Below are 25,875 nucleotides of genomic sequence, written 5' to 3' on the forward strand. Positions count from 1 at the left end.
CTGGGAAGAGCCGCGACCGTCCACCCCCTCCCCCGGCCCGGCGCGCTCACCCTGGCCCTGGCCAGCGCCGACTTCCTGGACCGGTTCCGCGCCCAGGCGCACAACCACCGCGCCTACCCCCAGACCCGTGCCGCTGATGGCACTTCAGCGCGAGCACCACCGCGAACAGCGCCCCGGGGGTGCTGGTCAGCTTGGTCGCCCACGTGGTCTCGTCGGGGTTGGGGGGAAGGACACGTGCAGCATCCGCGCTGAGGTCAACTTCTTGAACCGCGGGTAGGCCGTGCGCTCGATCGAGGTCACCGGCAGCCCTCTCCGGATGGGGGCAACGACCGCCGAACACGGTACGGCGGCCGGACACGGCGTCCCCGGCACTTCACCGAACCGCAACGGAACAGGCGCGCAACGGCCTTGCGCGCCTGCTCCACGACGTCGGTGCAACCCCGCAGGTAGTCCTCCCTGTCTTCGGGGTCCACGGTGATGTGTCCGGCGATGATGAGCATGGTGCCTCCCGTGTCGGCTCTGCGGTGCCCCACCGGCCGCAGGGGCGCCACCGGTAGGCCTCGGAGAGCCGTGCATACTCATCGGTGCCCGGCCCTGCTCGAACCGGCGGCGCCGCCGCAAGGCACGGGGGAGAGTCGGGGCGCCGCCAGGCCTTCGATCTAGGCTGGCCTTGCCGGGCGGGGCGCCCGGGGTAGCGACGACGGGAGGGCGATCGATGGCCGTGGCCGCCGGACGGTCGGGGCTGGACCGTGTGCTGGACGAGGCTGCCCGGATCAACGCCTTCTTCGCGGTCGAGCGCTCCCCCGCCGGGCGTGTGCGGCCCATGGAGGACCTCTGGGCCGACGGCGCGTTCCTGTCCGCCCGCATCGACGCGGTCCGCGAACGCCTGGCCTCGCGTGCCGGGCGCCCGCTCGGCGACGTCGAACCGCGCGTGGCCGCCTCGATCTTCTTCCAGGGCATCGCCTCGCGGCTGCTCTCACCCGCCGTGGCCGCGGTGCTCATCGGCGGCGTGCTCCCCGACCGGCGGGCCCTCGGCTGGCACGCCGACGGCCCCACCCTGGCCCTGGCGCGCACAGGGGAGCCCGGGGCGCGGGTCGCCCCCGGGGACGAGGCCGAAGCCCTGGCCGGAGCCGCGCTGGAGGGCATGCTCGCCCCGCTGCTGGAGGCCGTGCGCGGCCGGGTCAAGGTGGCGCCGCGGCTGCTATGGGGCAACGCCGCATCCTCCCTGGCGGGCACGGTGGCCGCCCTGGCCGCCGCCCGCCCCGCACTGGCCGGTCCGGCCGTCGGGCTCGGGGAAGCGCTGATGGGCCGACCGCCCCTGCACGGCCTGGGCGGGCCCGGACCCGGGGGAACGATGGCCGACTCCTTCGTCCGCCGGACCTGCTGCCTGTACTACCGCATCCCCGGGTGCGGCAAGTGCGGCGACTGCGCCTTGCTGGAGCGGTGAGCGGCGGCCCCGGCGCCGGGGCCCTCACCCCTTCAGCGCCCCGGCCATCAGACCGCGCATGAAGTAGCGGCCCAGCACCAGGTAGATCACCAGCGTCGGCAGCGACGCCAGAACCGCGGCGGCCATCTGCTGGTTGTAGGGCACCACCATCGATCCGGCCACGTTGTTCAGCTGCACCGTCACCGGCCAGCTCCCCGGGCCCGTCAGGAACACCGCGAACAGGAAGTCGTTCCACGCCGAGGTGACCTGCCAGATCAGCGCCACCGCGAACGCCGGTGCCGACACCGGCAGCACCACGTGGGCGTAGGTCCGCAGCAGCCCGGCGCCGTCCACCCGCGCCGCCTCGATCAGGGTCTGGGGCAGCGAGGAGTAGTAGTTGCGGAAGATCAGCGTGCAGATCGGGATGCCGTAGACGGTGTGCGCCAGGATCAGCGGGAACAGCCCGCCCATCAGCCCGGCCCCCACCAGCATCTGCTGCAGCGGGATCATCACCGCCTGGTAGGGGATGAACATCCCGAACAGGAACAGTGTGAACACGGTGTCGGCGCCCGGGAAGCGCCACTTGGACAGCACGTACCCGTTCAGCGACCCCAGCAGCGCCGCGGCCGCCGCGCTGGGCACCACCAGCCTGACGCTGTTCCACAGCCCCGCCCCCAGCGCCTCCCAGGCCGCCGACCACCCCTCCAGGCTCCAGGTCTGCGGCGGCAGCCAGGCCCGGTCGGCCCCGGCCTCGGCGAAAGGCTTGAACCCGGTGACCACCAGCACGTACAGCGGCATCAGGAACACCGCCGCCAGCAGCACCAGCACGGTGAACCGCACCGCCGGGCCGACCCGGCCGCCGCCCGGCGCCCGCCCCGATCCGCCTCGCCGCCGCTCGGCCGCCGCGCCCGCACCGCGCACGGCCCCGGCGGCCGCCGTCCCGCCCCCTGCGCGGCTCATCGGCCCTCGCTCCGTTCCTTGCGCACGGTCCACACCAGGTAGGGCAGCACGAGCACGGCCACCGCCAGCAGCATGTAGGCGGCGATCGCCGCCCCCTTGGCCGGGTCGCGCACCTCGAAGACGGTCGTCCACATGTACACCGCCGGGACATCGGCCACGATCTGCTGGCCCGCGATCGCGATGACCAGGTCGAACACCTTCAGGGACATGTGCCCCAGGATGATCACCGCGGTCAGGGTGACCGGGCGCAGCTGCGGCAGCACCACGTGCCGGTACACGCCCCACTCCGAGCAGCCGTCCACCCGCGCCGCCTCGCGCAGCTCCTCGGGCACCCCGCGGAACCCGGCCAGGTACAGCGCCATGATGTAGCCGGACAGCTGCCAGACGGCGGGCAGCGCCATCGCCGCCATCCCCAGGTTCGGCGCGGTCCACCACTCGTTGACCAGGAAGTCCAGCCCGAGGTGGACGAACAGGGCGTTGAGGCCGGTGGCGCGCTCGGCCGGGGCCGGGTTCATCAGCCAGCGCCACACCACTCCGGTCGCGATGAACGACACCGCCATCGGCGCCAGGAACAGGGTCCTGAAAACCGATTCGCCGGCGATTCCCTTTTCGAGCAGCAGGCCCAGCAGCCACCCCAGCACCAGCGCGCCGCCCACGAACACCACGGTGAACACCGCGGCGTTGGCCACCGCGCCGGGCCACCGGGCCTCCTGCCACAGCGCGGCCATGTTCTCCAGGCCGACGAAGGAGGCGTCGTCGATGGGCTTGTGCTTGTCGCTGAGGGCCAGGCGGGCGTTCCAGCCGATCATCCCGTAGACGAACACGGCGATGAGCAGGATGGACGGGGAGATCAGCAGCAGGCCCGGCAGCCAGGCGCGCACGCGGTCGCGCCCGGCCGCCGGGCGGCGCCGGGCGGTCGCGCCCGCCCGGCCGGGCACGCGCGCGCTCATTCGTCCTGCGCGGCCTGGGAGGCCTCGTCCAGGGCGTCCTGGAGCGCTTCGGTGTCGCCGTCCTGCAGGTACAGGCCCACGGCGGTGTCGACGGAGTTCTTCCACCGGTTGTCGGCGGCCACCCCGTGCCAGAAGGACCCGGCCAGCTCGGGGCCGGACTGCCACTCCCCGAGCGCCTCGGACAGGTAGGGGCTGTCGGCGTACATCTCGGGGTCGGCGTCCTCACGGGCGGGGATGGAGCCCTTGAGGGGGTTGAACGCGTCCTGGCCCTCCCGGCTCGCGGCCAGCTCCAGCCAGGCGGTGGCGCCCTCGGGGTTGGGCGCGCCCACCGGCAGGGTGAAGCTGTCGGACAGCCACAGGTAGGTGCCCTCGGTGCCGGGCGAGGGCGCCCAGTCGTAGTCCTCTCCGGCGGTCATGCCCAGCTCGTCGAAGTACCCGGCGGCCCAGTCGCCCATGACGGTGAAGGCGGCCTCGCCCTCGGCGACGCGCCGGGAGGCCTCCTGCCAGTCCTCGGAGGCCGACTCCTCCTGGGTGTGGGCCAGGATGGCCTCGAAGTCGGCCAGTGCGTCGGCGACCTCGGGGGTGCCCCAGTCGGCGCCGGGCTCCCACAGGGCGTTGTAGCCCTCGGTGCCCAGGGAGCCGAGCAGGACGCTCTCCAGCAGGTGGTCGACGGTCCACTGGGCGCCCACGGCCATGGGGACGGCGCCGGTCTCCTCCTCGACGGCCTCCAGGTCGGCGATGAGGTCGTCCAGGGTCTGGGGCGGCTCCTCGATCCCGGCCTCCTCCAGCACCGAGGGGTTGTACCACAGCACGTTGGAGCGGTGGATGTTGACGGGGACCGAGTAGACGCTGCCGTCGTAGCTGATCTGTTCGAGGAGCTGGTCGGGCATGGCCTCGCGCAGGCCGTGCTCGTCGTAGAAGTCGTCGAGGGGTTCGAGGTACCCGGCCTCGATGTAGTCCTGGAGCTCGGCCCCGGCGTGGCCCTGGAAGGAGTCGGGCGGGTCCTGGCTCTGCAGCCGCCCCTCCAGCACGGCCTGGGCGTTGGTGCCCGAACCCCCGGCCACGGCGGCGTTGACGAACTCGGTGTCGGGGTGCTGCTCCTCGAACATCTCGATGAGGGCGTCGAGGCCGGCCTCCTCGCCGCCGCCGGTCCACCAGGAGAAGACCTCGACCTGGGCGGCGTCCCCGCCGCCTGTGCCCCCGCCGCAGCCGGTGGCCGCCAGGCCCATTGCCAGGGCCGCCGCGGGGGCCGTCGTCCAGCGTCTGTGCATGCCGCTCCCTCCCCGGGCGGCGCCCCCTGCACCGAACCACCCGGAAAATGTGCCGTGGATCACTGCGATGCGTCCGCAATCCATTCACTCGCGGGGATCAGTTGTCAATAGTCCAGATTTGAACCTCACGCGGCGTGAGGACCTAGCGTCGTCGCCACGGCACCGCGAAGGGGCGCCTGAGGCGCTCCGGGATGCGGGCACCGGCGGATACGGGACAGGAGGCGGAGCGGGCATGGACGGCGCGGACCGCACGTGGAAGGTGGGCGAGCTGGCCCGGTCGACCGGGCTGACGGTGCGCACGCTGCACCACTACGACGCCATCGGCCTGGTGCGGCCCTCGGCGCGCACCGCCTCCGGGCACCGGCTCTACACCGGGGCGGACGTGCGCCTGCTCTACCGCACGCTGGCCCTGCGCGATCTGGGGCTGTCCCTGGACGAGGTGCGCTCGGTGCTCGAAGGGGGCGGGCCGCGCCTTGGTGAGCTGCTCGCCGACCAGTTGGAGCAGGTCGAGCGGCGCATCGCCGCGCTGCACGCCCTACGCGGGCGCCTGTCGGCGGTGGTGAGCGCCTCGCGCGGCGGCCCGGCTCCGGAGCCGGAACGCTTGATGCGCGTGATCGAAGGGATGAGCGGAGTGGACGAGACGATGCGGACCTACTTCAGCGAGGAGCAGATGCGGACTCTGCACCGGCGGCGCGAGGAGCGCGGCGAGGAGGCGGTGGCCGCCGACGTGGCCGCCTGGCCGGAGCTGATCGCGGCCGTGGGCCGGGCCGTGGAGGAGGGCGCCGACCCCGCCTCGGAGCGGGGTCGGGAGCTGGCCGAGCGGTGGATGCGGCTGCTGGAGTCCTTCCACGGCGGCGACGAGGGGCTGAAGGCGTCGCTGTACCGGATGCGGGAGGACAACAGCGAGGAGATCGCCGCCGAGCACGGCGGCCCCACGCAGGAGATGATCGACTTCATCACCCGCGCGAACGCGGCGCGCGAGGCCGGGTAGGCGCTGTCGCGGGGTCGGGGGCGGGGCGCGTGCCCTGTCCCCGGGCCCTGCGCGGCCCGCCGACCGGGCGCGCCGCCCTGCGTCAGGGGCGGCGGCCCGCCAGGACGCAGAACTCGTTGTCCTCCGGGTCGACCAGGACCACCCAGCTGTCGTCGGCGCCCTGGCCCACGTCGGCGCGGCGCGCGCCCAGGCCGATGAGCCGCTCGACCTCTGCGGCCTGGTCCCGGTCGGAGGGGCTGACGTCGATGTGCAGCCGGTTCTTGACGGTCTTGTCCTCGGGAACCTGCGCGAACGTGATCACCGGCGGCACCGGGCCGCCGCGGCTCCCGTCGTCGGGGATCGCCTTCGGGCCGATCATGACGACCCCCTCGTGCTTGTCGAGCACCTCATAGTCCAGGACCGCGCACCAGAACCCGGCGAGGCCGTCGGGGTCGGCGCAGTCGACGGCGAGCTCGGTGAACCTGCTGGTCATGTCGGTGGCCTTCCCGGTCGGAGATGGATCCGGGGGGCGGGGCGCCCCGCCCCCCGGTATCAGGAGTCGCCGAACATTACCTCGACGGAGTCGGCCACCGCGGCGTGCTGGAGCCAGGAGGTGAGGGTGTCGCGGTCGGTGCAGGAGGCGATGCGCTCGCGGGCCGAGCTGGGAATGTCGATACCCCGACTCTCCAGCACGGTCACGACGGCCTCCGCCAAGCCGTTGGCCTTTCCGTCCGCGAAGCTGCGGCGGAAGAGCTTGGTCTGATACTCGTAGGTGCCGGTGCCCATGATCTCCTCCAAGTACTCACGCGCCTCGCGCGGCAGCGCCGCAAGCACGTAATCAGAATACAGACTCGTCATCGACTGATCGATGGCCTCGAACGCCGCCAGCAACGCGTGCAGGGCGGCCTGCCCCTCCTCGCTCCTGGGGCTCTTCGTGTTGTGGGCGGCCGCGATGATGGCCAGCTCTGGGTGGGCCCGGGCCTTTTCGGGGTCCGTGACCGGCGGGAGGGTCCCCATCAGCAGCGGCAGCGGGCGGATCTCCCCGCACCCCAGGTCGATCGGGGTGCCGCTCCACTGGGACACCCCCTCCTTCGGGACCAGCACCACCAGCCGGACCGGGCAGCGCAGCCGGGCCCGCAGGTTGGCGACGTAAACGGGCCAGCTGTACTCCTTATTTTCGTCTTTTTTGAGTTGGTTCTCGATGATGATCGCCATTTTCGGCACATCGTCGTCTTCGCAGACCACGGCGGAGTCGATCCGGTACTCCACCGCCGCGGTCGTCGTCGCATCACCCGATTCGCACCGTACGCGGCCGAATTTCGGTACCGGCACCCGCTGGGCGGATTCGAGCAGTTCCACGGCCGCCTCGGGGTTGTGCCGGATGATGTCGAGGGGGAACTCGTGTTCGAGGGAAGGCATGGGGAGAAATTACAAGGCGGCGCAGGGCGCCTTCACGGAAAAGAGGAAAGTCATCGATTCCTCCGGAAATGCGCCCTGTCGCCGCCTTCTCGGCCCCAGGACGGGTCAGCGCACCAGTTCCTCCGCCAGCAGGTCCATCAGCAGGCCGTCGTGGAAGGTGCCGTCGGCGCCGCGCTCGTAGCGGCGCATCACGCCCACCGGGCGGAACCCGGCCTTGATGTAGCTGCGGATGGCCGCGGTGTTGTCGGCCGCCGGGTCGATGGTCAGGCGGTGGTGGCCCTCCTCGTCGACCAGGTGGGCGGCCAGGGTGCGCACCGCGTCGGTGCCCAGCCCCATCCCGTGCACGGCGGGGTCCAGGTAGATGTCCATCCCGGCGTGCCGGTACTCGGGGTCCTCCTCGGCCCACCACTGGATCGCGCCGATCGTGCGGCCCTCGTGCTCGACGGCCAGCGTGCGCGATTCGGGGTCGGCCAGCTCCTGGGAGACCTTGGCGTCCAGGTCCTCGCCCGCGCGCCACCATGCCTGCACCTCGGGGGCGCGGCGGATGGCGGCCAGTGCGGGGACGTCGTCGTCGGTGGCGGGTCGCAGGGTGACGTAGGTACCACGCAGCACGGTCATGATCACCGAACCTATAGGGGCCCAGACGCGCGGGCCAGGGCCGGGGCCGCCCGCCCCGGCCCGCCCCCGGCCGCTGCCGGGGTCCGGGCACGTTCCCCCGCGCGGGGCGCGCTCTCCCCCGCGCGAGGGATCACCGGGCCGGGCGCCGGGCGCCAGGCTGGTCCCCATGAGCACTTCAGCGCGTCTCACCGTCGCAGGGGGTTGGAGCATGGCGGCCATCGCCCTGCTGCACACCCTCTTCTTCCTCCCCCACCCCTATTGGGGGGAATGGTTCTCGGGCGAGCTGTGGAGCCACGGGGCGGCCACGGAGTCGATGCTGGGCTTCTGGGCGCTGCCGGGCGGCTTCGTGGTCCCCTTGGCCGTACTCGGCCTCCTCGTGGCCAGGACGGGGCGCCGCGGCGAAGCGGTGCCGGCCTACGCGGGATGGGCGATCGGCCTGTGGGCCCTGGGCTGCGCGGCACTGGTCGGGCCCAGCGGGTTCCTGCTGGGCCTGGTTCCGGCCGGGCTGCTCATCGGGGCCGACGTGGCGCGGCGCTCGGGCGAGCGGCGCCGGGCCGCGTCGGCGTCCCACACCTAGCGGGGCGCCCTGGCCGCCCCGCACGGGGGCGTGCGGTCCGCCCTTCCCGCCGGGAGGGCGGACCGCACCCGTGCGGCAGGCGGGCCGAGGGGGTCTCAGTCCGGGGCGATCCACAGCGCCTCGGCGGCCACCAGCCCCAGGGAGCGCTCCTCGGCTCCGTCACCCGTGCCGATGCGCACGATGAGCGATCCGCCGTAGGGCTGGCGCTCGACGACCTCCACGCGCATGCCGATGCCGATGTCCTGCTCGGCCAGGTAGCGCAGCAGCTCGGGGTCGGAGTCGTTGACCCGGACGATGGTGCCCACCGCGCCGCTCTCGGCGTCCGAGAGCAGGCCGGTGGCGCGGTTGACCACCCGCCCGTCGCGGGTGGGGATGGGGTCGCCGTGCGGGTCGGCCACCGGGTCGCCCAGGTGGGCGGCGATGCGCTCGACGAACTTGTCGGAGACCGCGTGCTCCAGCTCCTCGGCCTCGTCGTGCACCTCGTCCCAGGAATAGCCCAGCGCCTCCACCAGGTAGGTCTCCAGCAGGCGGTGGCGGCGCAGCACCGCCAGGGCGGCCTTGGTGCCGGTCTCGGTCAGGCGCACCGACCCGTACCGGCGGTGGTCGACCAGCCCCAGGTCGCCGAGCTTGCGCAGCATCCCCGACACCGAGGAGTTGGACACCGACAGCCGCTCGGCCATCGCCGAGATGGTGACCGGGCCGCTCCCCCTCTCCTGCAGGTCGTAGATGACCTTCACGTAGTCCTCGACCGAGGTGGACGGCCGCTCCGCCGGTGCTGACTCCATGCCTCCAACGCTACCGTGAAACCCCTGTGTTCCCTGTTCGAGCGGCATGGGCCGGGGACGGCGCCGGGCGGGCTCAGCCCGGCCCGGCCCCCTCCCGGTGCCCGGCGGGCTCCGCGCGCAGCAGCACCAGCGCGACCACCGTGGTCCAGCCCAGCAGGGCCGCGATGGTGGCGCGCTGGTAGATCCCGGCCACCTCGACCAGGCCGGGGTCCTGCTGGAACCCCAGGCTGGACAGCTGGAGCAGGACGATCCCCGCGACCGCGCTCAGCAGGGAGTAGGCGCCCAGCAGCGGGCGGCGTGTGCGCAGCGCCCACACGGCGAGGACCACGCAGGCGGCGGGGATCCCGAGGAAGACCGGCAGCGCGGCGACGTCGTGGACGACCCCGACCGGCGTGTACTCGATGGTGCCGGGGGCGCCGGGCGGGTAGCCGCTGACCGGGTCGGTGACGAAGGCCCCGGAGCCGAGCAGGCCCACCCCCGCGGCCCCCACCAGCCAGGCGGCGGCGCGGGCGCGCCCGGCGAGCAGGGCCGAGCGGCGCATGCCCACGGCCAGGGCCAGCATCAGGACCCCGGCGATGAGGAAGTTGGCGATCTGGACCCACCCGGCCCCGGTGAGCGCCAGCGAGCTGACCGGGTGCCGGATCTGGTCGTAGTCGGGGCGCAGGCTCCCTGCGATCGTGAACACGGCGACGAACAGCGGCCCGGCGAGCGCGCCGGCGGTCAGGAGTCGGCGCGTGAGGGCGCGGGGGGCTGCCATGGCGGCCTTCCTTCTCGCGGTCAGGGGGTGTCCGCCCGGCCTGTCGGCCTCCCGGGGCCCGCACGTCCGGCGGTGTGCCCGTCGAACGAACCGCTAGCGGCGGCCGTTCCTCCCGCCCTTCCCGTCTTCGCCGCCGCCGTGGCCGTTCTCGGCCCTGCCGCGGAGCAGGTCCTCGATGCGGGCCAGGCGCTCCTCCAGGGCGTCGACCTGGCCGACCGTCGCGGCGCGTTTGCCGCGGCGCAGCTCGACCAGCAGTGTGCCGTCCGGCTCCAGCATCACGCGCTTGGCGTCGCCCACGTCCGAGCCGCCGTCGCGGCGCACCACCTGTTCGACGTCGGCCTTGCGCACCCCCAGGCGCCACATGGTGCGCCGGTCGTAGTGGCCGTCGCGCACCAGCACGCTGGTGCGGCCCTCGAACAGCCGCCAGGCCCAGTACCAGCGGGTGCGCACCCGCACCATGGCCCAGTCGGCGGCCATGAGCACCGCCGCGCCGATCACGCCGCCGGTGACCGAGTAGTCCTGGCCGATGATGGCGTTCTGCACCACGTTGGACAGCAGCAGTACCACGACCAGGTCCATGGTGTTGAGCTGGGCGAGGTCGCGGCGGCCCACCAGGCGCAGCATCAGGTAGACGGCCAGGTAGACCAGGACGGTCCGGATGGTCTTCTCGGCCGTGGGGATGTCGGGGACGAACATCTCGTGCCACACGGGGGTGTCCTTCCGTTCCTCCTGGTCGTGCCCGCCGGGTGGGCGGGCCGCGGCGGGCCCTCCCGCCGCGTCCGGCCCCATGCTGCCCGGGCGCGGGGTACCGGTCCGGGCGGACGCGCCGGGGAGGGGCGCCTCGGCCGGAGCGGCGCGGTTTCCGTCCGAGCAGGTCAGCGCGATCGCCACGGCCTCGGGGCGGGCCCGGACCGCTTTCGGGGCCCGGACCGGCGCCCCTCCCGTCGTCGGCGGTCGCGATCACGTCCGCGGAACTTCCGTCCGACCAGGTGAGCGTGATCGCCACGGCCTCGGGGCAGCCCTGCCCCCGCGTCGGCGACTCGATCGGCGCCCGGCCTGTGGGCGGGCCGCATCGGGCCGCCCGCCCACCGCGGCCGCGACGGCCGAAGGTTCCACCACTCCAGTCGGCGCCGCCCTGGGGTGTTTGGGTCCGGCTCGCCCCGGGCCGGTCTCAGGCCGGTCCCGGCACGTATGCGGCGGCCCGCACCGCCCGCGCCCCCGGGGGCGCGGGCGTTCCGAAGGTCCCTTCCGTGCCTGCGCCGCGCCGACCGGAACCGGTGCCCGTGGGTCTTCTGTGACTCCTGAAACCCCTGTGGCTGCGGGCCTCCCGGCGCCCCGGGAGGTGTGCCCCCCTCCTTCTCCCCAGGTCACAGGTGCATCCTCCGCACCACCTGCGTTAGTATTCGTACAGAAGTTCGATTTCGGCCTGTCTTCCCCGTCGTGTGCCGGTCTGCGTGCTCTGGGCGGTTCACCGTCCGGCCCCGCGCCGCGCCCCCCGGGCCGTGCGCCCGTCCCGGGCGCCGATCCGCGAAGGGGAGGAACGCGATGCCGGTGGGTCCGCGGACGGGCCGGGCACGAGGGGCGCGCCCATGACCCCTGCCGCGCCCGCGCCCTTCGCCCACCTGGACGTGTCCTCCTCGGCCTCCATGCGCCACGGCACCTCCCACCCCGCCGCGCTGGCCGAACGCGCCGCCGAACTGGGCATGGACATGCTCGGGCTGACCGACCGCGACGGCGTGTACGGCGCCGTGGCCCACCTCAAGGCCTGCCGCGACGCCGGGATCCGCCCCGTCCTGGGGGTGAACCTGGCCGTTGCGGCCCCCGGGGGCGGCCGCCTGACCCTGCTGGCCCGCGGCGCCCGCGGCTGGGCCTCCCTGTGCCGCCTGGTCACCGGCGCCCACGCCGCCGCCGGAGCCGACCCCGGCGCCGTGCCCGCCGTCTCCCCCGAGGCCCTCGCCGCCCGCTCCGAAGGCCTGGTGGTGCTGCTGGGCCCCGACTCCGACGCCGGCCTGGCCGCCGCCCGGGGCCACCGCGAGCGCGCCCGCCGCCTGCTGGAGCGCTGGCGCGCCGCCGCCGAGACCGCGGTGGAGGTCGTCGACCACCTGGGCCCGGGACAGCGCCGCCACGCCGCCGCCCTGCTGTCCCTGGCACGGGAGAGCCGCACCCTGGCCGTGCTCGGCAACGCCGTGCGCTACCCCCGCCCCCGGGACGCCGAGGTCGCCCAGGTCATCGACGAGGCGCGGCGGTGGCTGCCCGGCGGCGCGCCGCCGCAGGGCCCGGCCACCTCGCAGGCCTACCTCAAGGGCACCGAGGAGATGCTCCAGGTCGCCGAGCGGGTCTGCGGGCCCGACCCGGCCGAGGCGCGCCGCCTGCTCGCGCACACCCGCGCCCTGGCCGCCTCCTGCGCCCTGGACCCCGAGGCCGACCTGGGCCTGGGGCGCCCGCACATGCCGCACGTGGCCGACGCCCGCGACCGGCTCTGGCGCGCCTGCGAGGACGGCCTGGACCGGCGGGGCCTGCGCGGCGACGAGCGCGCCCGCTCCCGCCTGGCCGCCGAACTGGAGACCATCGAGAACAAGGGGTTCTCCGCCTACTTCCTGACCGTCGCCGACATCGCCGAGCGCATCCGCGCCCGCGGCATCCGCTGCTCCATCCGCGGCTCGGGCACCGGCAGCCTGGTCAACCACCTCATCGGCATCTCGGCGGTGGACCCCCTGGCCAACGGGCTGCTCATGGAGCGCTTCCTTTCGCCCGGCCGCAAGGGGCTGCCCGACATCGACCTGGACGTGGAGTCGGCCCGCCGCCTGGATGCCTACGAGGCGGTGTTCGAGGGCTACCCCGACGCCGCCTGCGTGTCGATGATGGAGACCTACCGGGCCCGCAGCGCCATCCGGGACGCGGGTGCGGCCATGGGGCTGCCGCCGCACGAGGTGGACGTGCTGGCCAAGGCCTTCCCCCGGATCCGGGCCCGGCAGATCCGCCAGGCCTGCGAGGACCTGCCCGAGCTGCGCACCGGGCGGCTGGGCGAGCACCCGGCCCGCGCGCTGTTCCGCCTGGCCGAGCGGCTCGACGGGCTGCCCCGGCACGCGGCCATGCACCCCTGCGGCATCGTCGTGTCGGACCCCTCCCTGCGCGACCGGGCGCCGCTGCAGCCCAGCCGCACCGGCTTCGACATGGTCCAGTTCGACAAGGACGACGTGGAGGAGATGGGCCTGATCAAGCTCGACGTGATCGGGGTGCGGCTGCAGTCGGCCATGGCGCACGCCCTGGACGAGATCGAGCGCACCGGCGGCGGGCGGGTCGACATCGACGCGCTGCCCGACGGCGACCCGGCCACCTACGCCATGATCGGCTCCTCGGCCACCCTGGGCTGCTTCCAGATCGAGTCGCCCGGGCAGCGGGAGCTGGTCGGCAAGCTCAGGCCGAAGGACATGGGCGACCTGATCATCGACATCTCGCTGTTCCGCCCCGGGCCGGTGGGCAGCGACATGGTCGCCCCGTTCCTGGCCGCCCGCCGCGAGGCCGCCGAGAGCGCGCCCGGGGGCCTCCCCCAGGGCCCCGACCTGGTCTCCCCCGTGCTGGCCGGCGTGCTGCGCGAGACCGGCGGGGTGGTCGTCTACCACGAGCAGGTGCTGATGATGCTGCACCTGATGACCGGGTGCGGGCTGGACCAGGCCGAGGTGATGCGCCGCCGCCTGGGCACCGAGGAGGGGCGCGAGCAGGTGCGGGGGCTGTTCACCCGGATGGCCCTGGAGTGCGGGCGGCCCGCGGAGGAGGTCGAGCGGGCCTGGGAGATCCTGGCCTCGTTCGGCTCGTTCGGGTTCTGCAAGGCCCACGCCGCGGCGTTCGCCCTGCCCACCTACCAGTCGGCCTGGCTCAAGCGGCACCATCCGGCGGCCTTCTACGCCGGGATCCTCACCCACGACCCGGGCATGTACCCCAAGCGGGCGATCATCGACGACGCGCGGCGCTTCGGGGTGCCGGTGCTGGGGGTGGACGTCGACCGGTCGGGGCGCGAGTGGCGGGCCGAGCGCACCCCGGAGGGGCGGTGGGGGGTGCGGGCCTCGCTGGCCGACGTCAAGGGGATCTCCTCGGCCGAGATCGACGCGGTCGCCGCCGGGGCGCCCTACGCCTCGCTGCGCGACTTCACGGCCCGGGCGGGCGTCTCGCGGGACGTGCTGGACCGGCTGATCGAGGTGGGGGCGCTGGACCGGGTGGGCGCCGGGCCCGGCGGGGAGCGGGTCGGCCGCCGCGACCTGCTGCTGCGCGCCGGGGAGCTGGAGCGTGTGGGCCGCTCGGGGCCGGGCGGGGGCCAGCTGGGGCTGGCGGTGGAGCCGGGGGCCGGGGCGCGGGCGGCGGGGCTGCCGGAGATGACCCCGGCCGAGGAGGTGCAGGCCGAGCTGCGGGTGCTGGGCTACGACGCGAGCCGCCACCTGCTGGACTGCTACGCCGAGGTGCTGGCGGCCCTGGCGGCCCGGCACGGGGCGGTGCGCGCCCGCGACCTGGCCCGCGCGCGGCACGGGGAGCAGGTGCTGGTGCTGGGGGTGAAGGTGGCCACCCAGACCCCGGCGGTGCGGTCGGGCCAGCGGATCATCTTCACGACCCTGGACGATGCCACGGGGCTGGTGGACCTGACGTTCTTCGAGTCGGTCCAGGACCGGTGCGCGGCCACGGTGTTCGGGTCCTGGCTGCTGGCGGTGCGCGGCCGGGTGCGCAGGGCGGGGTCGGGCCTGCCGACGGTGAACGCCACCGAGGCGTTCGACCTGGAGGAGCTGACCCGCCTGTGGCACGAGGAGGGCCCCGAGGCGATGGACGCCCACCTGTGCCGGGGGCCGGGCCGCGGCCGCCTGGCCGGGGTGGGCGGACGCCGGGTGCGCTACGCGAGCGGGTTCACGCTGACCCCGTACGCGGAGATCGGCCCGCCGGGCGGCGGCGCCGACTCGGCCCCGAGGAAGCTCTGGCACGCCAGCCCGGGCAGCACGGGGAGATAAAGGTGATGGAATATTCGGTTCGGCTGCAGTGTGCGTCTGCAATGTGCGATCATCTGGCAATGAGAAAGAAAAGTCGTTCTCGACGAACGACCTCTTTCAGTGTTGTTGCGGCGCTCCTTGCGTTGGCTCTCGTCGGTCTGCTGTTCGCCGTGCTTGTCTGGGGGGCCTGGGAGGCCCTTTCAGTATTGACGGTCGAGGTCTCTGCGACGCTGGTGACCGCGTTCGCGACCGTTTTCGCCGCCACGGTTGCGGTTGTCCTCGGTCGGTACTTTGAGCGTAAACGTGAGATCGAGAATAAGCAGCGTGAAAAATGGGCGGCCGTCTATGACGAGTTCATCGCCGAGTTCCTGGGCACCATGGAGCTGGACAAAAAGAAAGACGAGCGGGGGGCTCCCGATGAAGGCGCCCTGATCAAATTCATTGCCAAATTCTCAAGCAAGTTCATGTCCTGGGGGCCCCAAGGGTGCTCACGGCTTGGCTGGGGTTTCGGTAGGCCGGAAAAGAGGATAACTCTGATCGCCCCCTTCGGAAAGGAATGTCAATGATGAACAAGTTTGAGGAATTGATCCTGGCCATGCGCAAAGACCTCGGGCACAAGGACGGCATCCTCGAAAAGGGGGATATCCTCCGGATGATCATCAATGACTACGGCGTCATGAACGCCGCGCGGGAAGAGGTATAGGTGTGTCGCCGCGGACCCGCCCTACGCGGTCGTTCCCCGTTTTGGGCCACTTCGCTCCCGCGGTCGGCGAGGAGAAAGGACGAATCCCCCGGTCCCGCACCTGATGTTCGGCACACGGCGCGCGCCGATCTCCTCCTCCGCCCCGAGGCAGGCGTCCAGATCGTGGCAGTCGCTTCGACCGCGCCGTGGATCGCCGAAGCAATCGTCGGATATGTGGCAGAAGATGCGCTCGGCACCTCCGGGGCCGCACCGGTTCTTGGGCGGATCGGCCCCGGACGGCGGAAACCCCTGCTCCCGTCAGTCGGCCGACGGGGGCAGCGGCTTCTTGAACCCCACATGGGTCGGCTCGTAGCCGAGGCGTTCGTAGAACCTGTGGGCGTCCTCGCGGGTGCGGGCGGAGGTGAGCTGGACCAGCGGGCACCCCCGCTCACGGGCCTGGGACTCGGCCCACTCCATCATCCGGGCGCCGATGCCCTTGCCCCGCTCGTCGGTGCGCACGCGTACCGCCTCGACCAGGGCCCGCGTGGCGCCGCGCCGCGACAGGTAGGGGATGAACGTGATCTGCAGCGTCCCCACAATCCGCCCGTCCGCCTCGGCGACCGCGAGGAGCTGGCGGGGGTCGGCGTCGATCTCCTGGAACGCCTTGAGGTAGGGCGTCAGGTCCTCGGCGGTCTCCCGGCCCCGCCCGATCATGTCGTCGGCCAGCATCTCGACGATCTCGGCGACGTCCTCGGCCTGCGCCCGCCTCATCCGGATCGGTTCCGACATGCCTCTCCCCCGCTCGTCCCAGTGGGCCCGTGAACGGCGTGAAGCCTACCGCCCGCTCACCCGCCCGCCCCGAGCCCCCGGCGCGGAAAACGCCTGGAATCCCCGCTCCCGGCCGTGCTCGAATGGCCGGATGACCGACCCACACCTCCTCGCGGCGTTCGCCGTCGCCTCCGTGCTGATCATCCTGGCCCCCGGCCCCAGCGTGCTGTTCGTCGTGGGCCGCGCCCTGGCGCACGGGCGCCGCGTGGCCCTGGCCAGCGCCGTGGGCAACGCGATCGGAGCCTACGCGCTGGTCATGGCCGTCGCCTTCGGTCTGGGCCCGCTCGTGGAACGCTCCGTCGTGCTGTTCACCGTGCTGAAGCTGGCGGGTGCCGCCTATCTCGTCTACCTGGGCATCAAGGCCTGGCGCGAGCGCGGGGACCTGCAGGCCGAGGTCTCCGGCGCCGCCGCCGGAGGCGGCCTGCCGCGCCTGTTGTGGGAGGGGTTCGCCGTCGGCGCGGCCAACCCGAAGACCCTGGTCTTCTTCGCCGCCGTGCTCCCGCAGTTCGTCGACCGCGCCCAAGGGCACGTGGCACTGCAGATGCTCCTGCTCGGCCTGGTCTTCAGCGTCCTCGCGGCGGTCTGCGACAGCGGCTGGGCCCTGGGCGCCTCCGGTGCGCGGGCCTGGTTCGCCCGCTCGCCCCGCCGCCTGTCGGCGATCGGCGGCGCGGGCGGGCTGGCCATGATCGGCCTGGGCGTCACCGTCGCCGTGACGGGACGCAAAGACTGACGAGGGGCGGGGGCGCGCAGCCGCCTCCCCGAGCGGGTACGCCTTCCAGCGCCGCGAACCGCCGCGACGTGTGCCACGACGTGCCGCGGGCCGAGCGCGGGCCGACGGCTCAGAGCCGGTCCGCCCCGGTGATGCGCCCGGCCGTCTCGACGAAGGACCCCAGCGCCGGGTGGGCCGCGTCGCGGCGCCACACCAGGTGCACCTGCACGGCGGGGGCGTCCTCCAAGGGCACGTACACGATCTCGGCGTGCCTGCGGGTCAGCGCCACCGACCCCAGGGTCACCCCGATGCCCGCGCCCGCCGCGATCAGGTCGATCCAGTCGTCGACGTTGGCCGTGTCGCCCACGACGCGCGGGCGCGGCCCCTCACCCCACATGCCCGGGTCGGTGGTGCCGGTGCCCGTGTTGACCAGCAGCCCCTCCCCCGCCAGGTCGGCCAGGTGCAGCGCCCCCGCACCGGCCAGCCGGTGCCCGGAGGGCAGCGCCGCCCACCGCTCCTCGCGGTGCAGGCGTGCCCGGGCGTACCCGCGCCCGGGCGGCGTCGTTCCGCGCACCACGCACGCGTCCACCTCCCCGGCCTCCAGGCGGGCCGCCGCGTCGTCGCGGCGGACCAGTTCGAGCGGGTGGTCGGGGCGCTCCTCGCGCCAGGCGCGCAGCAGCGGGCTGGTGAAGGGGCCGAAGGCGCCCCAGGCGTGGCCGACCCGCAGCGGGCGACCGGCCGGGGCGCGGACCGCCTCCTCGAACGCGTCAAGGGCGCGCTGTGCCCGGTCCCGGAACGCCTCCCCTTCGGCGGTCGCCTCGACGCCCCGGGGCGAGCGTCGCAGCAGCGCGGCGCCCACCTGCTGCTCCAGCGCGGACAGGGTGCGCGAGAGGGCGGGCTGGGTGATGTGCAGGCGCTGTGCGGCCCGCGTGATGCTGCGCTCCTCGACCGCCGCCAGGAACGCCCGCAGGTGGCGGATCTCGACCCCCATGCCTGCAGAGCATACCCCCATCGGGAAACGGCATTTCCCGCCGCCACCGGTGAATGGCTAGAAAAGAAATCGGGCCGTGGAACGTCCAACGTCGGCCTTTTCCCCTTTTCCCCGGCCCCAACCGGATCGGAGTCCCCATGGCCTCCTCCGCTGCGCCCGTGCGGGCGGCGGCCGCCGCGGCCCCGGCCGTGTTCGTCCTGCTGTGGGCGAGCGGGCCGCTGGCCGTGCAGGCGGGCCTGCCGCACACCACCGTCCCGGCCTTCCTCTTCCTCCGCGCGGCGGGCGCCGCCGCGCTCGCGTGGGGCGTCTGGGCACTGGTGCGCGACCCCCTGCCCGCCGGTGCGCGCGCCTGGCTGCGCCTGGGGGCGGTCGCCCTGCTCATGCAGGTCGTCTACCAGGGGTTCTTCTTCCTGGCGCTGGCGGCCGGATCGCCCGCGGCGACGGTGATCGTGGTCGTCGCCCTGCAACCGGTGCTGACCGCCGCCGTCGCCGCGGGGGCGGCCGGGGCCCGCGGCCCGGCGCTGTGGGCCGGGCTGGCCCTGGGGGTGTCGGGGGCGGCGCTGACGGCCGGGGCCGGTCTGGGCGAGCTGTCCGGCGGCGACGGCGGTGCGCTGGGGGTGGCGTGCGCGTTCGCCGCGCTGCTGGGCATCACGGCCGGGACACTGGTCCAGGGGCGCGCCTCGGGGACGGGCCTGTGGGCGTCGCTGGCGCTGCAGAGCACGGTCAGCGCGGCCGTGTTCGCGGCGGTCGCGCTGGCGGGCGGCCGGATGCGGTTCGATTGGGAGCCGGGCCTGCTGGCCGGTGCCGGGTGGATGGCGGCCGTGGTGTCGGTGGGGGCGACGGCGCTGCTGTACGCGATGGTGGCGCGCGGCGAGGCGACCGGGGTGACGGCGCTCTTCTTCTGCGTGCCGCCGGTGACGGCGCTGCTGGAGTGGGCGGTGCACGGGCGCGTGCCGAGCCCGGTGGAGGCGGCGGGCATGGTGTGCGCGGCCGCCGCCATCGCCGCCGTGCGGCGGGGGCCGGTGGGGCGCCCTGCCCGCGCGGGGCGGCCGGCGGCGGACCGGAGGGCCGACGGCGCCGCCGCCGCACGGCGGAATGCGCACCCGGTTCGCCGAGGGTGACGCAATTCTCCATTGTTCCTCGCGGGTCGGCCCCTTTTCCGCTTGCCGCCGCCGCGGGGATGTCGTATATCTGCCTATAGGGACCCGGAGATCGGGCCCGCGGACGAGGGAGCCGTACCCGCTGGACGACAAGACGGCCATGGAATGAGGTCTGGGATTTCATGGCGTGGTTCGTTCTGGTCGTCTCCGGGGTCCTGGAGGCGGTGTGGGCCTCGGCCCTGTCGGCCTCCCAGGGCTTCCGCCGTCGGCGCCCGACGGTCCTGTTCTTCGTCGCCCTCACCCTGAGCATGGCCGGACTGGCCTGGGCCATGACGTCCCTGCCGACCGGGACCGCCTACGCGGTGTGGGTGGGCATCGGCGCCACGCTGACGGTGGTGTGGGGCTTCGTCACCCGGCAGGACCGGGCGTCGACGGCCAAGATCCTGCTGCTGGTGCTGCTGGTCGGCTCCATCATCGGCCTGAAGGCGGTGAGCTGAGCATGCCGTGGGTCATCCTTCTGGTCAGCGCCGTCTTCGAGGCCGTGTGGGCCACGGCCATGGGCATGTCGGAGGGGTTCACCGAGCCCGTCCCGACCGCCGTCTTCGCCGTCGCGCTCCTGGCGAGCATGGTCGGCCTGGGGTGGGCGGTCAAGCACATCCCGATCGGCACCGGGTACGCGGTCTGGGTCGGCGTCGGCGCGGCGCTGACGGTCGCCTATGCGATGGCCGCCGGCGCCGAACCGGTCTCGGCGGCCAAGATCGTGTTCATCGGCGGCATCATCCTGGCCGTCGCGGGCCTCAAGCTGGTTCCGGGCAAGGCGGAGCACCGGCCGGAGGCGGCCGCCGAACAGGACGCGGGCGCCTGAGCGCGGCGGCCGGGCCGCGGGAGGCGTCGGACCCGTCCGGCCTCATCCGCCCATCGACGCCAGATGCTCCTCCAGCCGCTCGCCGACCTGCTCAAGCGCGGCGATCCGCCGCCGGACGGCCCGCAGGCGGCCACGGTAGAGGTCGGCCGCCTCCTCGCACCCGGGTTCGTGGACCGGGGCACCCGGCCGAGTGCGGCGGCCCGCCGGGTGCGGGTGGTGGGCGGTGGCCGCTGTGTCAGGCCTGCCGGGAGCAGGTGTCAACGCCAAGCCGCCTGACGGACGCCCTCCGGCCGCCCGCCGCCACCGCGCCGATCCCCACGCGCGAATACGACCGGTGGGGCCCCGCCTCCTCGGGCGAAGGCCCCGGCGGCGGGGACAGTGGCTTGGAGGAGGCTGGGCTCAGTGCAGGACGGGGGCGGCCCAGACGGCGCCGCCCTTGATGCACTCGTGTGAGGTGGAGACCAGCTCCAAGCGCAGAACGCCCTCCACGTCGGCCTCCAGGTCCGCCGCCTCGCCCAGGCCCACGGTCTGCTGGGCCAGGCGCTCGCCGTCGCCCACGACCTCGAAGGTGATGCTGCCGTCGGCGTCCTCGGCGTCGTCGTCGATGCCCACGGTCCCGGTCCAGGTCTTCCAGTCCCGGCCGATGGTGAACTCGGTCGAGCGGTCGTCGTCGCAGTAGTGGTCGTGGATGAGGGCGCCGTTGCGGCGGGAGCCGTCCACGGACGCGTTTCCCCACATCCGGTCCCGGCCCTCCACCGACTCCCAGCCGGTCATGGGCTCACTGCCGGGCCGCGCGGCCGAGGGCCCGTCGGAGTCGTCCTGCGGTCCGCCGTCCCCGTCGGCGCCTTCGCCCGCGGAGGGCTGCGGCGCCGGGGACGGCGCCGGAGAGACGGTGACGGTGTGCGCGGCGGTCACCGTGGCCACCGGCCGGGGTGCGGCGTCCTGTGGTGCGTCGTCGCGTGTGGCGACGTAGACCACTGGGGCGGTGACCAGGGCGCCGACGGCGATGCCCGCGGCTCCGGTGATCAGGGCGGTGGGCACGGTGACGTTCCGGGGCAGCGGCACGGCGGGTCCTCAAGGGCGCGGGGAACGGGCGGCCAGTGGGTGCAGGCTAGCGACCCCGGGCCCTCCGTGATCGCCGATCAGTCCGGATTCTCCTGAGGCGGCCGGTGCGCTCAGCCGCGGCCCGCACCCGTCCCCGCGTCGGCCCTGCTCCCCGCCGCCGCTGGGGCCTCGTTCGCCGCCGCCGCGGCCTCGCGTTCGGCGATGGCCGTGTTCACCGCCTCCGGCGCCAGGATGTGGTCGAGCACCATGGCCGCCGCGCCGCGCAGTCCGGCCTCGCCGCCCGAGCGGTTCGGCACGATCCGCAGCTGCCGGGTCGCCAGCGCCGTCGCCCGGCGGAACACCGCCTCGCGCACACCGGCCGCCAGCGGGTCGAAGGCGGTGCCCAGGTGCCCGCCCAGCACGATGACCTCCGGGTTGAGCAGGTTCACCGCCCCGGCCAGCACCTCGCCGACGCGCCGCCCGGCCTCGCGCACCAGCGCCACCGCGTCGGCGTCGCCGTCGGAGGCCAGCGCCGCCAGCCCCTGCACGCCCGCCGCCTCGCGCCCTCCTTCGGCGAAGCGCGCCAGCAGAGCGGGGCCCCCGGCCACCGCCTCCAGGCAGTCGGTGTTGCCGCAGCGGCAGGCGGTCCCGCCCCCGTCGGGCACGGGGATGTGCCCGACCTCCCCGGCCGCCCCCAGGGTTCCGCGCACCAGCGCCCCGCCGGAGATGATCCCGGCGCCCACCCCGGTGGAGACCTTCACGAAGACCAGGTCGTCGGCGTCGGGGTAGTCGGCGGTGTGCGACCCCAGCGCCATCACGTTCACGTCGTTGTCCAGCAGCACCGGCACCGGGAAGCGCTCGGCGACCAGCGGGGCGATGTCCACGCCGCCCCAGCCGGGCAGCACCGGCGGCTCCTCGGCCCGGCCCAGCGCGAAGCGCACCGTGCCGGGCAGGCCGATGCCGACCCCGCGCGCCTCGTGCCCGGCGCGCCCGCACTCGGCCAGCAGGCGCTCCCAGGTGCCCAGCAGCCACGGCAGGGCGGTGTCGGGCCCCTGGGCGACCTCGGGCGAGCCCTCGGTGCGGGCCAGGACCCGGCCGGCCAGGTCGCACACGGCGGCCTGGCTGCGCGAGATGCCCAGGGCGGCGCTGAGCACGACGCCGCCGTCGGCGTCGAACTCCAGGCGCCCGGGCGGGCGGCCGCCGCTGGAGGGGCCGTGGTGGCCCTCGGTGACCAGCCCCAGGTCCATCAGCTCGGCCACCCGGGAGGCGACCGAGGGCCGGGAGAGCCGGGTGACCCGCGCGATCTCGGCGCGGGTGGCGGCCTCGCCGGTGCGGATCAGCCGCAGCACGTGGCCGGCGGTGGCGGCGGTCGCGGGCGGGCCGTGGCGTCGGGGCATGCCGCAATTCAACCACGCACGGACCGTCCGGGACGCCGAACCGGCGCACTTCTGTCAAAAAATCTTCAGAAGGATGACTTGTGGTGTGACTGAAGTTCCCGCTAGGTTTCAACCGGTCTGCCCGAAGTCCTGCTGAAAGGGACCACATGCCCGCCTCTGCCCCGGCCACCCCGCCCCCGGGGGCGGCGCGCTCCGCCGCGCCCACCGACCTCGTCGTCTTCGGCGGCACCGGCGACCTGGCGATGCGCAAGCTGCTGCCGGCGCTGCTGCTGTGCGAGAAGGACGGGCGCCTGGCGCCCACCACCCGCATCGTCGCCGTCTCCCGCGACGGCATCGGGGACGCCGACTACCGGGGCAAGGCCGAGGCGGCCGTGGCGGACAACCCCTCGGTGCTGCGGGCCGGGGCGGTGCCCGCCCCCGTGCTGCGGCGCTTCTTGGACCGCCTGCACCACGTCCCGCTCGACCTGGACGACCCCGGCGACGGCTGGGACCGGCTGCACGCCCTGCTGGAGGCGGCGCCCGACTACCCGGCCGGGGACGGCGCCGCCGGGGAGGCCGCCGCGGACGGTGCGCCCGGCGCGCCGGGCGGCCGCGGCCGGGTGTACTACCTGGCCATGCCGCCCATGCTCTTCGGGCGCATCTGCGCCGACCTGGAGGCCCACGGCCTGGCCGGAGGCGAGTCCCGCGTCGTGCTGGAGAAGCCCCTGGGCCGCGACCTGGAGTCGGCCCGCGAGATCAACGACGCCGTCGGCGCGGTCTTCAGCGAGCGCCGCACCTTCCGCATCGACCACTACCTCGGCAAGGAGACCGTCCAGAACCTGCTGGCGCTGCGCTTCGCCAACATGTTCCTGGAGCCGGTCTGGAACAGCCGGTGGATCGACCACGTCCAGATCACCGCCGCCGAGACCGTGGGCGTGGGCACCCGCCACGGCTACTACGACCGCTCCGGGGCCATGCGCGACATGGTCCAGAACCACCTGCTGCAGCTGCTGTGCCTGATCGCCATGGAGCCGCCCTCCAGCTTCGACCGCGAGGCCGTGCGCGACGAGAAGGTCAAGGTCCTCCAGTCCCTGGCCCCGCTGGCCGGGGACGGCGCCCTGCACAACACCGCACGCGGCCAGTACCGCGCCGGGACGCAGGGCGGCCGCGAGGTGACCGGCTACACCGGCGAGCCCGGGGCCGACGGCGCCAGCTCCACCGAGACGTTCGTGGCGCTGGAGGCCGCCGTGGCCAACTGGCGCTGGGCCGGGGTGCCCTTCTACCTGCGCACCGGCAAGCGCATGGCCCGGCGCTACTCCGAGATCGTGGTGCAGTTCCGCGACGTGCCGCACCCGATCTTCCCCGGGCAGGGAACGGCCCACGCGCCCAACCGGCTGGTCATCCGCCTGCAGCCGGAGGAGACCATCCGCCTGCACATGCTCGCCAAGGAGCCCGGCGCCGGGGAGCTGCGGCTGCGCCCGGCCCCGCTGGAGCTGAGCCTGTCCGACAGCTTCGCGGTGCGCTCCCCCGACGCCTACGAGCGCCTGCTCATGGACGTCATGAACGGCGACCCCACCCTGTTCATGCGCCGCGACGAGGTCGAGGCGGCCTGGCGCTGGGTGGACCCGATCATCGGCGCCTGGCAGGGCACCGACCCCGAGCCCTACGCCCCCGGCGGCACCGGCCCCCGGGGCGCCCACGACCTCCTCGCCCGCTCCGGCCGGGCCTGGCACGAAGGGGAAATGAACCGATGACCCTCCATCCGCGCATCCACGACGTCACCGAGCGCCTGCGCGAGCGCAGCGCCCCGACCCGCACCGCTTACCTGGAGCGGATCCGCGCCGCCGCCGACGCCGGGCCCGCCCGCGGCGCGCTGGGCTGCACCAACCTGGCGCACGGCTTCGCCGCCTGCCCCGCCGGGGACAAGCTGGAGCTCAGCCGCACCGTCCCCGAGGGCGCCAAGCCCAACATCGCCATCGTCTCCTCCTACAACGACATGCTCTCGGCCCACCAGCCGCTGCGGGACTACCCCGAGCTGCTCAAGGAGGCCGTGCGCGGGGCCGGGGGCGTCGCCCAGTTCGCCGGGGGCGTCCCGGCCATGTGCGACGGCATCACCCAGGGCCGCCCCGGCATGGAGCTGTCGCTGTTCAGCCGCGACGTCATCGCCATGGCCGCCGGGGTGGCGCTGTCCCACGAGATGTTCGACGGCGCCCTCATGCTGGGCGTGTGCGACAAGATCGTGCCCGGCCTGCTCATCGGCGCGCTGAGCTTCGGCCACCTGCCGGTGGCGTTCGTTCCCGCCGGGCCGATGGCCTCCGGAGTCGCCAACGCCGAGAAGGCCCGCATCCGCCAGCTGCACGCCGAGGGCAAGGTGGGCCGCGAGGAGCTGCTCAAGGCCGAGTCGAAGGCCTACCACTCCCCCGGCACCTGCACCTTCTACGGCACGGCCAACTCCAACCAGATGCTCATGGAGGTCATGGGCCTGCACCTGCCCGGCGCCAGCTTCGAGCAGCCCGGCACCGACCTGCGCCGCGCGCTGACCGAGGAGGCCGGGCGCCGCGTAGTGGGCCTGACCCGCCTGGCCGGGGACTACACCCCCGTCGGCGAGATGATCGACGAGCGCGCGATCGTCAACGCGGTGGCCGCGCTGCTGGCCACCGGCGGCTCCACCAACCACACGCTGCACCTGGTGGCCGTCGCCGAGGCCGCCGGCATCCAGCTGACCTGGGACGACTTCGCCGCGCTGTCGGAGGTGGTGCCGCTGCTGGCGCGCATGTACCCCAACGGGTCGGCCGATGTGAACCGGTTCCACGAGGTCGGCGGCATGCCCTTCCTCATCGGCCAGATGCTCGACGCCGGGCTGCTGCACGCGGACGTGGGCACCGTCGCCGGTCCCGGGCTGGACCGCTACCGCACCCGCCCCGAGCTGGTGGACGGGGCCCTGTCCTGGGGGGAGATCCCCTCCGAGAGCGGCGACACCGAGGTGCTGCGCCCGGCCAAGGACCCCTTCGCCGCCGACGGCGGGCTGCGCATGCTCGACGGCAACCTGGGCCGGTCGGTGATCAAGGTGTCGGCGGTGGCCCCCGAGCGGCGCGTGGTCGAGGCCCCGGCCCGGGTGTTCGACTCCCAGGCCGCCCTGCAGCAGGCCTTCGCCGACGGCGAGCTGGACGGCGACGTCGTCGCGGTCGTGCGCTTCCAGGGGCCGCGCGCCAACGGCATGCCCGAGCTGCACAAGCTCACCCCCGCCCTGGGGGTGCTGCAGGACCGCGGCCACAAGGTCGCCCTGGTCACCGACGGGCGCATGTCGGGGGCCTCGGGCAAGGTGCCCGCGGCCATCCACGTCTCCCCCGAGGCCGCCGCCGGGGGCCCGATCGCGCGTGTGCGCGACGGCGACACCGTCCGGGTCGACGCCGAATCCGGCACACTGGAGGTGCTCGCCGCCGACCTGGAGCAGCGCGCGCCCGCGGCGCCCACGGTGGACTCCTCGGTCGGCACCGGACGCGAGCTGTTCGCGGCCTTCCGCGCCTCGGTCGGCCCGGCCGAGCGCGGCGCAAGCGTCTTTGGAGGAGACCGGTGA

Annotated in this window: 25 protein-coding genes and 1 riboswitch; of the genes, 12 read left to right on the forward strand and 13 right to left on the reverse strand. The window is 74.1% G+C overall.

Going from position 1 to position 25,875, the window contains the following annotated elements:
• Nucleotides 1-715 precede the first annotated feature (715 nt).
• Complete coding sequence (locus tag D476_RS0113880) at nucleotides 716-1,447, forward strand: (2Fe-2S)-binding protein (protein ID WP_017624541.1); 732 nt, start codon at nucleotides 716-718, stop codon at nucleotides 1,445-1,447.
• Between the two features lie 24 nt (nucleotides 1,448-1,471).
• Here the strand turns inward: D476_RS0113880 and D476_RS0113885 are convergent, their stop codons facing one another.
• Genes D476_RS0113885 through D476_RS0113895 form a run of 3 tightly spaced genes read right to left on the reverse strand, consistent with a single transcriptional unit; the run spans nucleotide 1,472 to nucleotide 4,607 of the window.
• The gene (locus tag D476_RS0113885; protein WP_017624542.1) at nucleotides 1,472-2,386 is read right to left on the reverse strand and encodes a carbohydrate ABC transporter permease; all 915 of its coding nucleotides are present in this window, start codon (nucleotides 2,384-2,386) and stop codon (nucleotides 1,472-1,474) included.
• Nucleotides 2,383-3,336 carry a carbohydrate ABC transporter permease gene (locus D476_RS0113890; protein ID WP_020380455.1) on the reverse strand — a complete coding sequence of 318 codons (954 nt, stop codon included), beginning with the start codon at nucleotides 3,334-3,336 and terminating at the stop codon, nucleotides 2,383-2,385. Before D476_RS0113890 ends, D476_RS0113885 begins: the two co-directional genes overlap by 4 nt.
• Entirely contained in the window at nucleotides 3,333-4,607 is a 1,275-nt protein-coding gene (locus D476_RS0113895; protein WP_026123492.1) for an ABC transporter substrate-binding protein, read from the reverse strand. The genes D476_RS0113890 and D476_RS0113895 overlap by 4 nt, the downstream gene beginning before the upstream one ends.
• Before the next feature lie 232 nt (nucleotides 4,608-4,839).
• Between D476_RS0113895 and D476_RS0113900 the strand changes: the two genes are divergently transcribed.
• The gene (locus D476_RS0113900) at nucleotides 4,840-5,598 is read left to right on the forward strand and encodes a MerR family transcriptional regulator (RefSeq protein ID WP_017624545.1); all 759 of its coding nucleotides are present in this window, start codon (nucleotides 4,840-4,842) and stop codon (nucleotides 5,596-5,598) included.
• Nucleotides 5,599-5,680: 82 nt separating this feature from the next.
• On the opposite strand, the gene D476_RS0113905 is transcribed toward D476_RS0113900, so the two are convergent.
• The 3 genes from D476_RS0113905 to D476_RS0113915 form a co-directional block, all read right to left on the reverse strand.
• Complete coding sequence (locus D476_RS0113905; protein WP_017624546.1) at nucleotides 5,681-6,070, reverse strand: VOC family protein; 390 nt, start codon at nucleotides 6,068-6,070, stop codon at nucleotides 5,681-5,683.
• Nucleotides 6,071-6,129: 59 nt separating this feature from the next.
• Nucleotides 6,130-6,996, reverse strand: coding sequence for a hypothetical protein (locus D476_RS33255; RefSeq protein WP_017624547.1), 867 nt, complete (start codon nucleotides 6,994-6,996; stop codon nucleotides 6,130-6,132).
• A gap of 105 nt (nucleotides 6,997-7,101) precedes the next feature.
• Nucleotides 7,102-7,614: a GNAT family N-acetyltransferase gene (locus tag D476_RS0113915; RefSeq protein ID WP_017624548.1), complete on the reverse strand. Its 513-nt coding sequence runs from the start codon at nucleotides 7,612-7,614 to the stop codon at nucleotides 7,102-7,104.
• 166 nt (nucleotides 7,615-7,780) lie between these two features.
• Here D476_RS0113915 and D476_RS0113920 point away from each other — a divergent pair, with 166 nt between their 5' ends.
• Nucleotides 7,781-8,191, forward strand: a complete 411-nt coding sequence (locus tag D476_RS0113920; RefSeq protein ID WP_239648700.1) for a DUF6463 family protein — start codon at nucleotides 7,781-7,783, stop codon at nucleotides 8,189-8,191.
• A gap of 95 nt (nucleotides 8,192-8,286) precedes the next feature.
• Here the strand turns inward: D476_RS0113920 and D476_RS0113925 are convergent, their stop codons facing one another.
• The 3 genes from D476_RS0113925 to D476_RS0113935 form a co-directional block, all read right to left on the reverse strand.
• Complete coding sequence (locus D476_RS0113925; protein ID WP_017624550.1) at nucleotides 8,287-8,976, reverse strand: metal-dependent transcriptional regulator; 690 nt, start codon at nucleotides 8,974-8,976, stop codon at nucleotides 8,287-8,289.
• Between the two features lie 73 nt (nucleotides 8,977-9,049).
• Nucleotides 9,050-9,733, reverse strand: coding sequence for a DUF998 domain-containing protein (locus D476_RS0113930; protein ID WP_017624551.1), 684 nt, complete (start codon nucleotides 9,731-9,733; stop codon nucleotides 9,050-9,052).
• Between the two features lie 93 nt (nucleotides 9,734-9,826).
• Nucleotides 9,827-10,441: a DUF421 domain-containing protein gene (locus D476_RS0113935; RefSeq protein WP_026123493.1), complete on the reverse strand. Its 615-nt coding sequence runs from the start codon at nucleotides 10,439-10,441 to the stop codon at nucleotides 9,827-9,829.
• An 881-nt stretch (nucleotides 10,442-11,322) separates the two neighbouring features.
• Here D476_RS0113935 and D476_RS0113940 point away from each other — a divergent pair.
• Genes D476_RS0113940 through D476_RS37955 form a run of 3 tightly spaced genes read left to right on the forward strand, consistent with a single transcriptional unit; the run spans nucleotide 11,323 to nucleotide 15,406 of the window.
• Complete coding sequence (locus D476_RS0113940) at nucleotides 11,323-14,724, forward strand: DNA polymerase III subunit alpha (protein ID WP_017624553.1); 3,402 nt, start codon at nucleotides 11,323-11,325, stop codon at nucleotides 14,722-14,724.
• Between the two features lie 59 nt (nucleotides 14,725-14,783).
• Nucleotides 14,784-15,269 (forward strand): hypothetical protein, encoded by a 486-nt coding sequence (locus D476_RS0113945; protein ID WP_152529343.1) that lies wholly within the window; start codon nucleotides 14,784-14,786, stop codon nucleotides 15,267-15,269.
• Nucleotides 15,266-15,406 (forward strand): hypothetical protein, encoded by a 141-nt coding sequence (locus D476_RS37955; RefSeq protein WP_017624555.1) that lies wholly within the window; start codon nucleotides 15,266-15,268, stop codon nucleotides 15,404-15,406. Before D476_RS0113945 ends, D476_RS37955 begins: the two co-directional genes overlap by 4 nt.
• Nucleotides 15,407-15,703: 297 nt before the next feature.
• Here the strand turns inward: D476_RS37955 and D476_RS0113955 are convergent, their stop codons facing one another.
• Nucleotides 15,704-16,174, reverse strand: a complete 471-nt coding sequence (locus tag D476_RS0113955; protein ID WP_017624556.1) for a GNAT family N-acetyltransferase — start codon at nucleotides 16,172-16,174, stop codon at nucleotides 15,704-15,706.
• 130 nt (nucleotides 16,175-16,304) lie between these two features.
• Between D476_RS0113955 and D476_RS0113960 the strand changes: the two genes are divergently transcribed.
• Nucleotides 16,305-16,943: a LysE family translocator gene (locus tag D476_RS0113960; protein ID WP_017624557.1), complete on the forward strand. Its 639-nt coding sequence runs from the start codon at nucleotides 16,305-16,307 to the stop codon at nucleotides 16,941-16,943.
• A gap of 109 nt (nucleotides 16,944-17,052) precedes the next feature.
• Here the strand turns inward: D476_RS0113960 and D476_RS0113965 are convergent, their stop codons facing one another.
• Complete coding sequence (locus D476_RS0113965) at nucleotides 17,053-17,913, reverse strand: LysR family transcriptional regulator (RefSeq protein ID WP_017624558.1); 861 nt, start codon at nucleotides 17,911-17,913, stop codon at nucleotides 17,053-17,055.
• Between the two features lie 137 nt (nucleotides 17,914-18,050).
• Between D476_RS0113965 and D476_RS0113970 the strand changes: the two genes are divergently transcribed.
• From D476_RS0113970 to D476_RS0113980, 3 genes are all read left to right on the forward strand, one after another.
• Nucleotides 18,051-19,034: a DMT family transporter gene (locus D476_RS0113970; protein ID WP_017624559.1), complete on the forward strand. Its 984-nt coding sequence runs from the start codon at nucleotides 18,051-18,053 to the stop codon at nucleotides 19,032-19,034.
• Nucleotides 19,035-19,111: 77 nt separating this feature from the next.
• Nucleotides 19,112-19,176: riboswitch (guanidine-III (ykkC-III) riboswitch) on the forward strand.
• Between the two features lie 19 nt (nucleotides 19,177-19,195).
• The gene (locus D476_RS0113975; RefSeq protein WP_017624560.1) at nucleotides 19,196-19,510 is read left to right on the forward strand and encodes a DMT family transporter; all 315 of its coding nucleotides are present in this window, start codon (nucleotides 19,196-19,198) and stop codon (nucleotides 19,508-19,510) included.
• 2 nt (nucleotides 19,511-19,512) lie between these two features.
• The gene (locus D476_RS0113980) at nucleotides 19,513-19,878 is read left to right on the forward strand and encodes a DMT family transporter (RefSeq protein ID WP_017624561.1); all 366 of its coding nucleotides are present in this window, start codon (nucleotides 19,513-19,515) and stop codon (nucleotides 19,876-19,878) included.
• 399 nt (nucleotides 19,879-20,277) lie between these two features.
• Here the strand turns inward: D476_RS0113980 and D476_RS0113985 are convergent, their stop codons facing one another.
• Nucleotides 20,278-20,943 (reverse strand): NPCBM/NEW2 domain-containing protein, encoded by a 666-nt coding sequence (locus tag D476_RS0113985; RefSeq protein WP_017624562.1) that lies wholly within the window; start codon nucleotides 20,941-20,943, stop codon nucleotides 20,278-20,280.
• Between the two features lie 110 nt (nucleotides 20,944-21,053).
• Nucleotides 21,054-22,319: an ROK family transcriptional regulator gene (locus D476_RS0113990; RefSeq protein WP_017624563.1), complete on the reverse strand. Its 1,266-nt coding sequence runs from the start codon at nucleotides 22,317-22,319 to the stop codon at nucleotides 21,054-21,056.
• 146 nt (nucleotides 22,320-22,465) lie between these two features.
• Between D476_RS0113990 and zwf the strand changes: the two genes are divergently transcribed.
• Together zwf and edd are read left to right on the forward strand one after the other, a co-directional pair.
• Nucleotides 22,466-24,052 (forward strand): glucose-6-phosphate dehydrogenase, encoded by a 1,587-nt coding sequence (zwf, locus tag D476_RS0113995; RefSeq protein WP_017624564.1) that lies wholly within the window; start codon nucleotides 22,466-22,468, stop codon nucleotides 24,050-24,052.
• The gene (edd, locus tag D476_RS0114000; protein WP_017624565.1) at nucleotides 24,049-25,875 is read left to right on the forward strand and encodes a phosphogluconate dehydratase; all 1,827 of its coding nucleotides are present in this window, start codon (nucleotides 24,049-24,051) and stop codon (nucleotides 25,873-25,875) included. Before zwf ends, edd begins: the two co-directional genes overlap by 4 nt.

Source organism: Nocardiopsis chromatogenes YIM 90109, from assembly GCF_000341185.1.
In the GTDB taxonomy this organism is placed as follows: Bacteria; Actinomycetota; Actinomycetes; order Streptosporangiales; family Streptosporangiaceae; genus Nocardiopsis_A; species Nocardiopsis_A chromatogenes.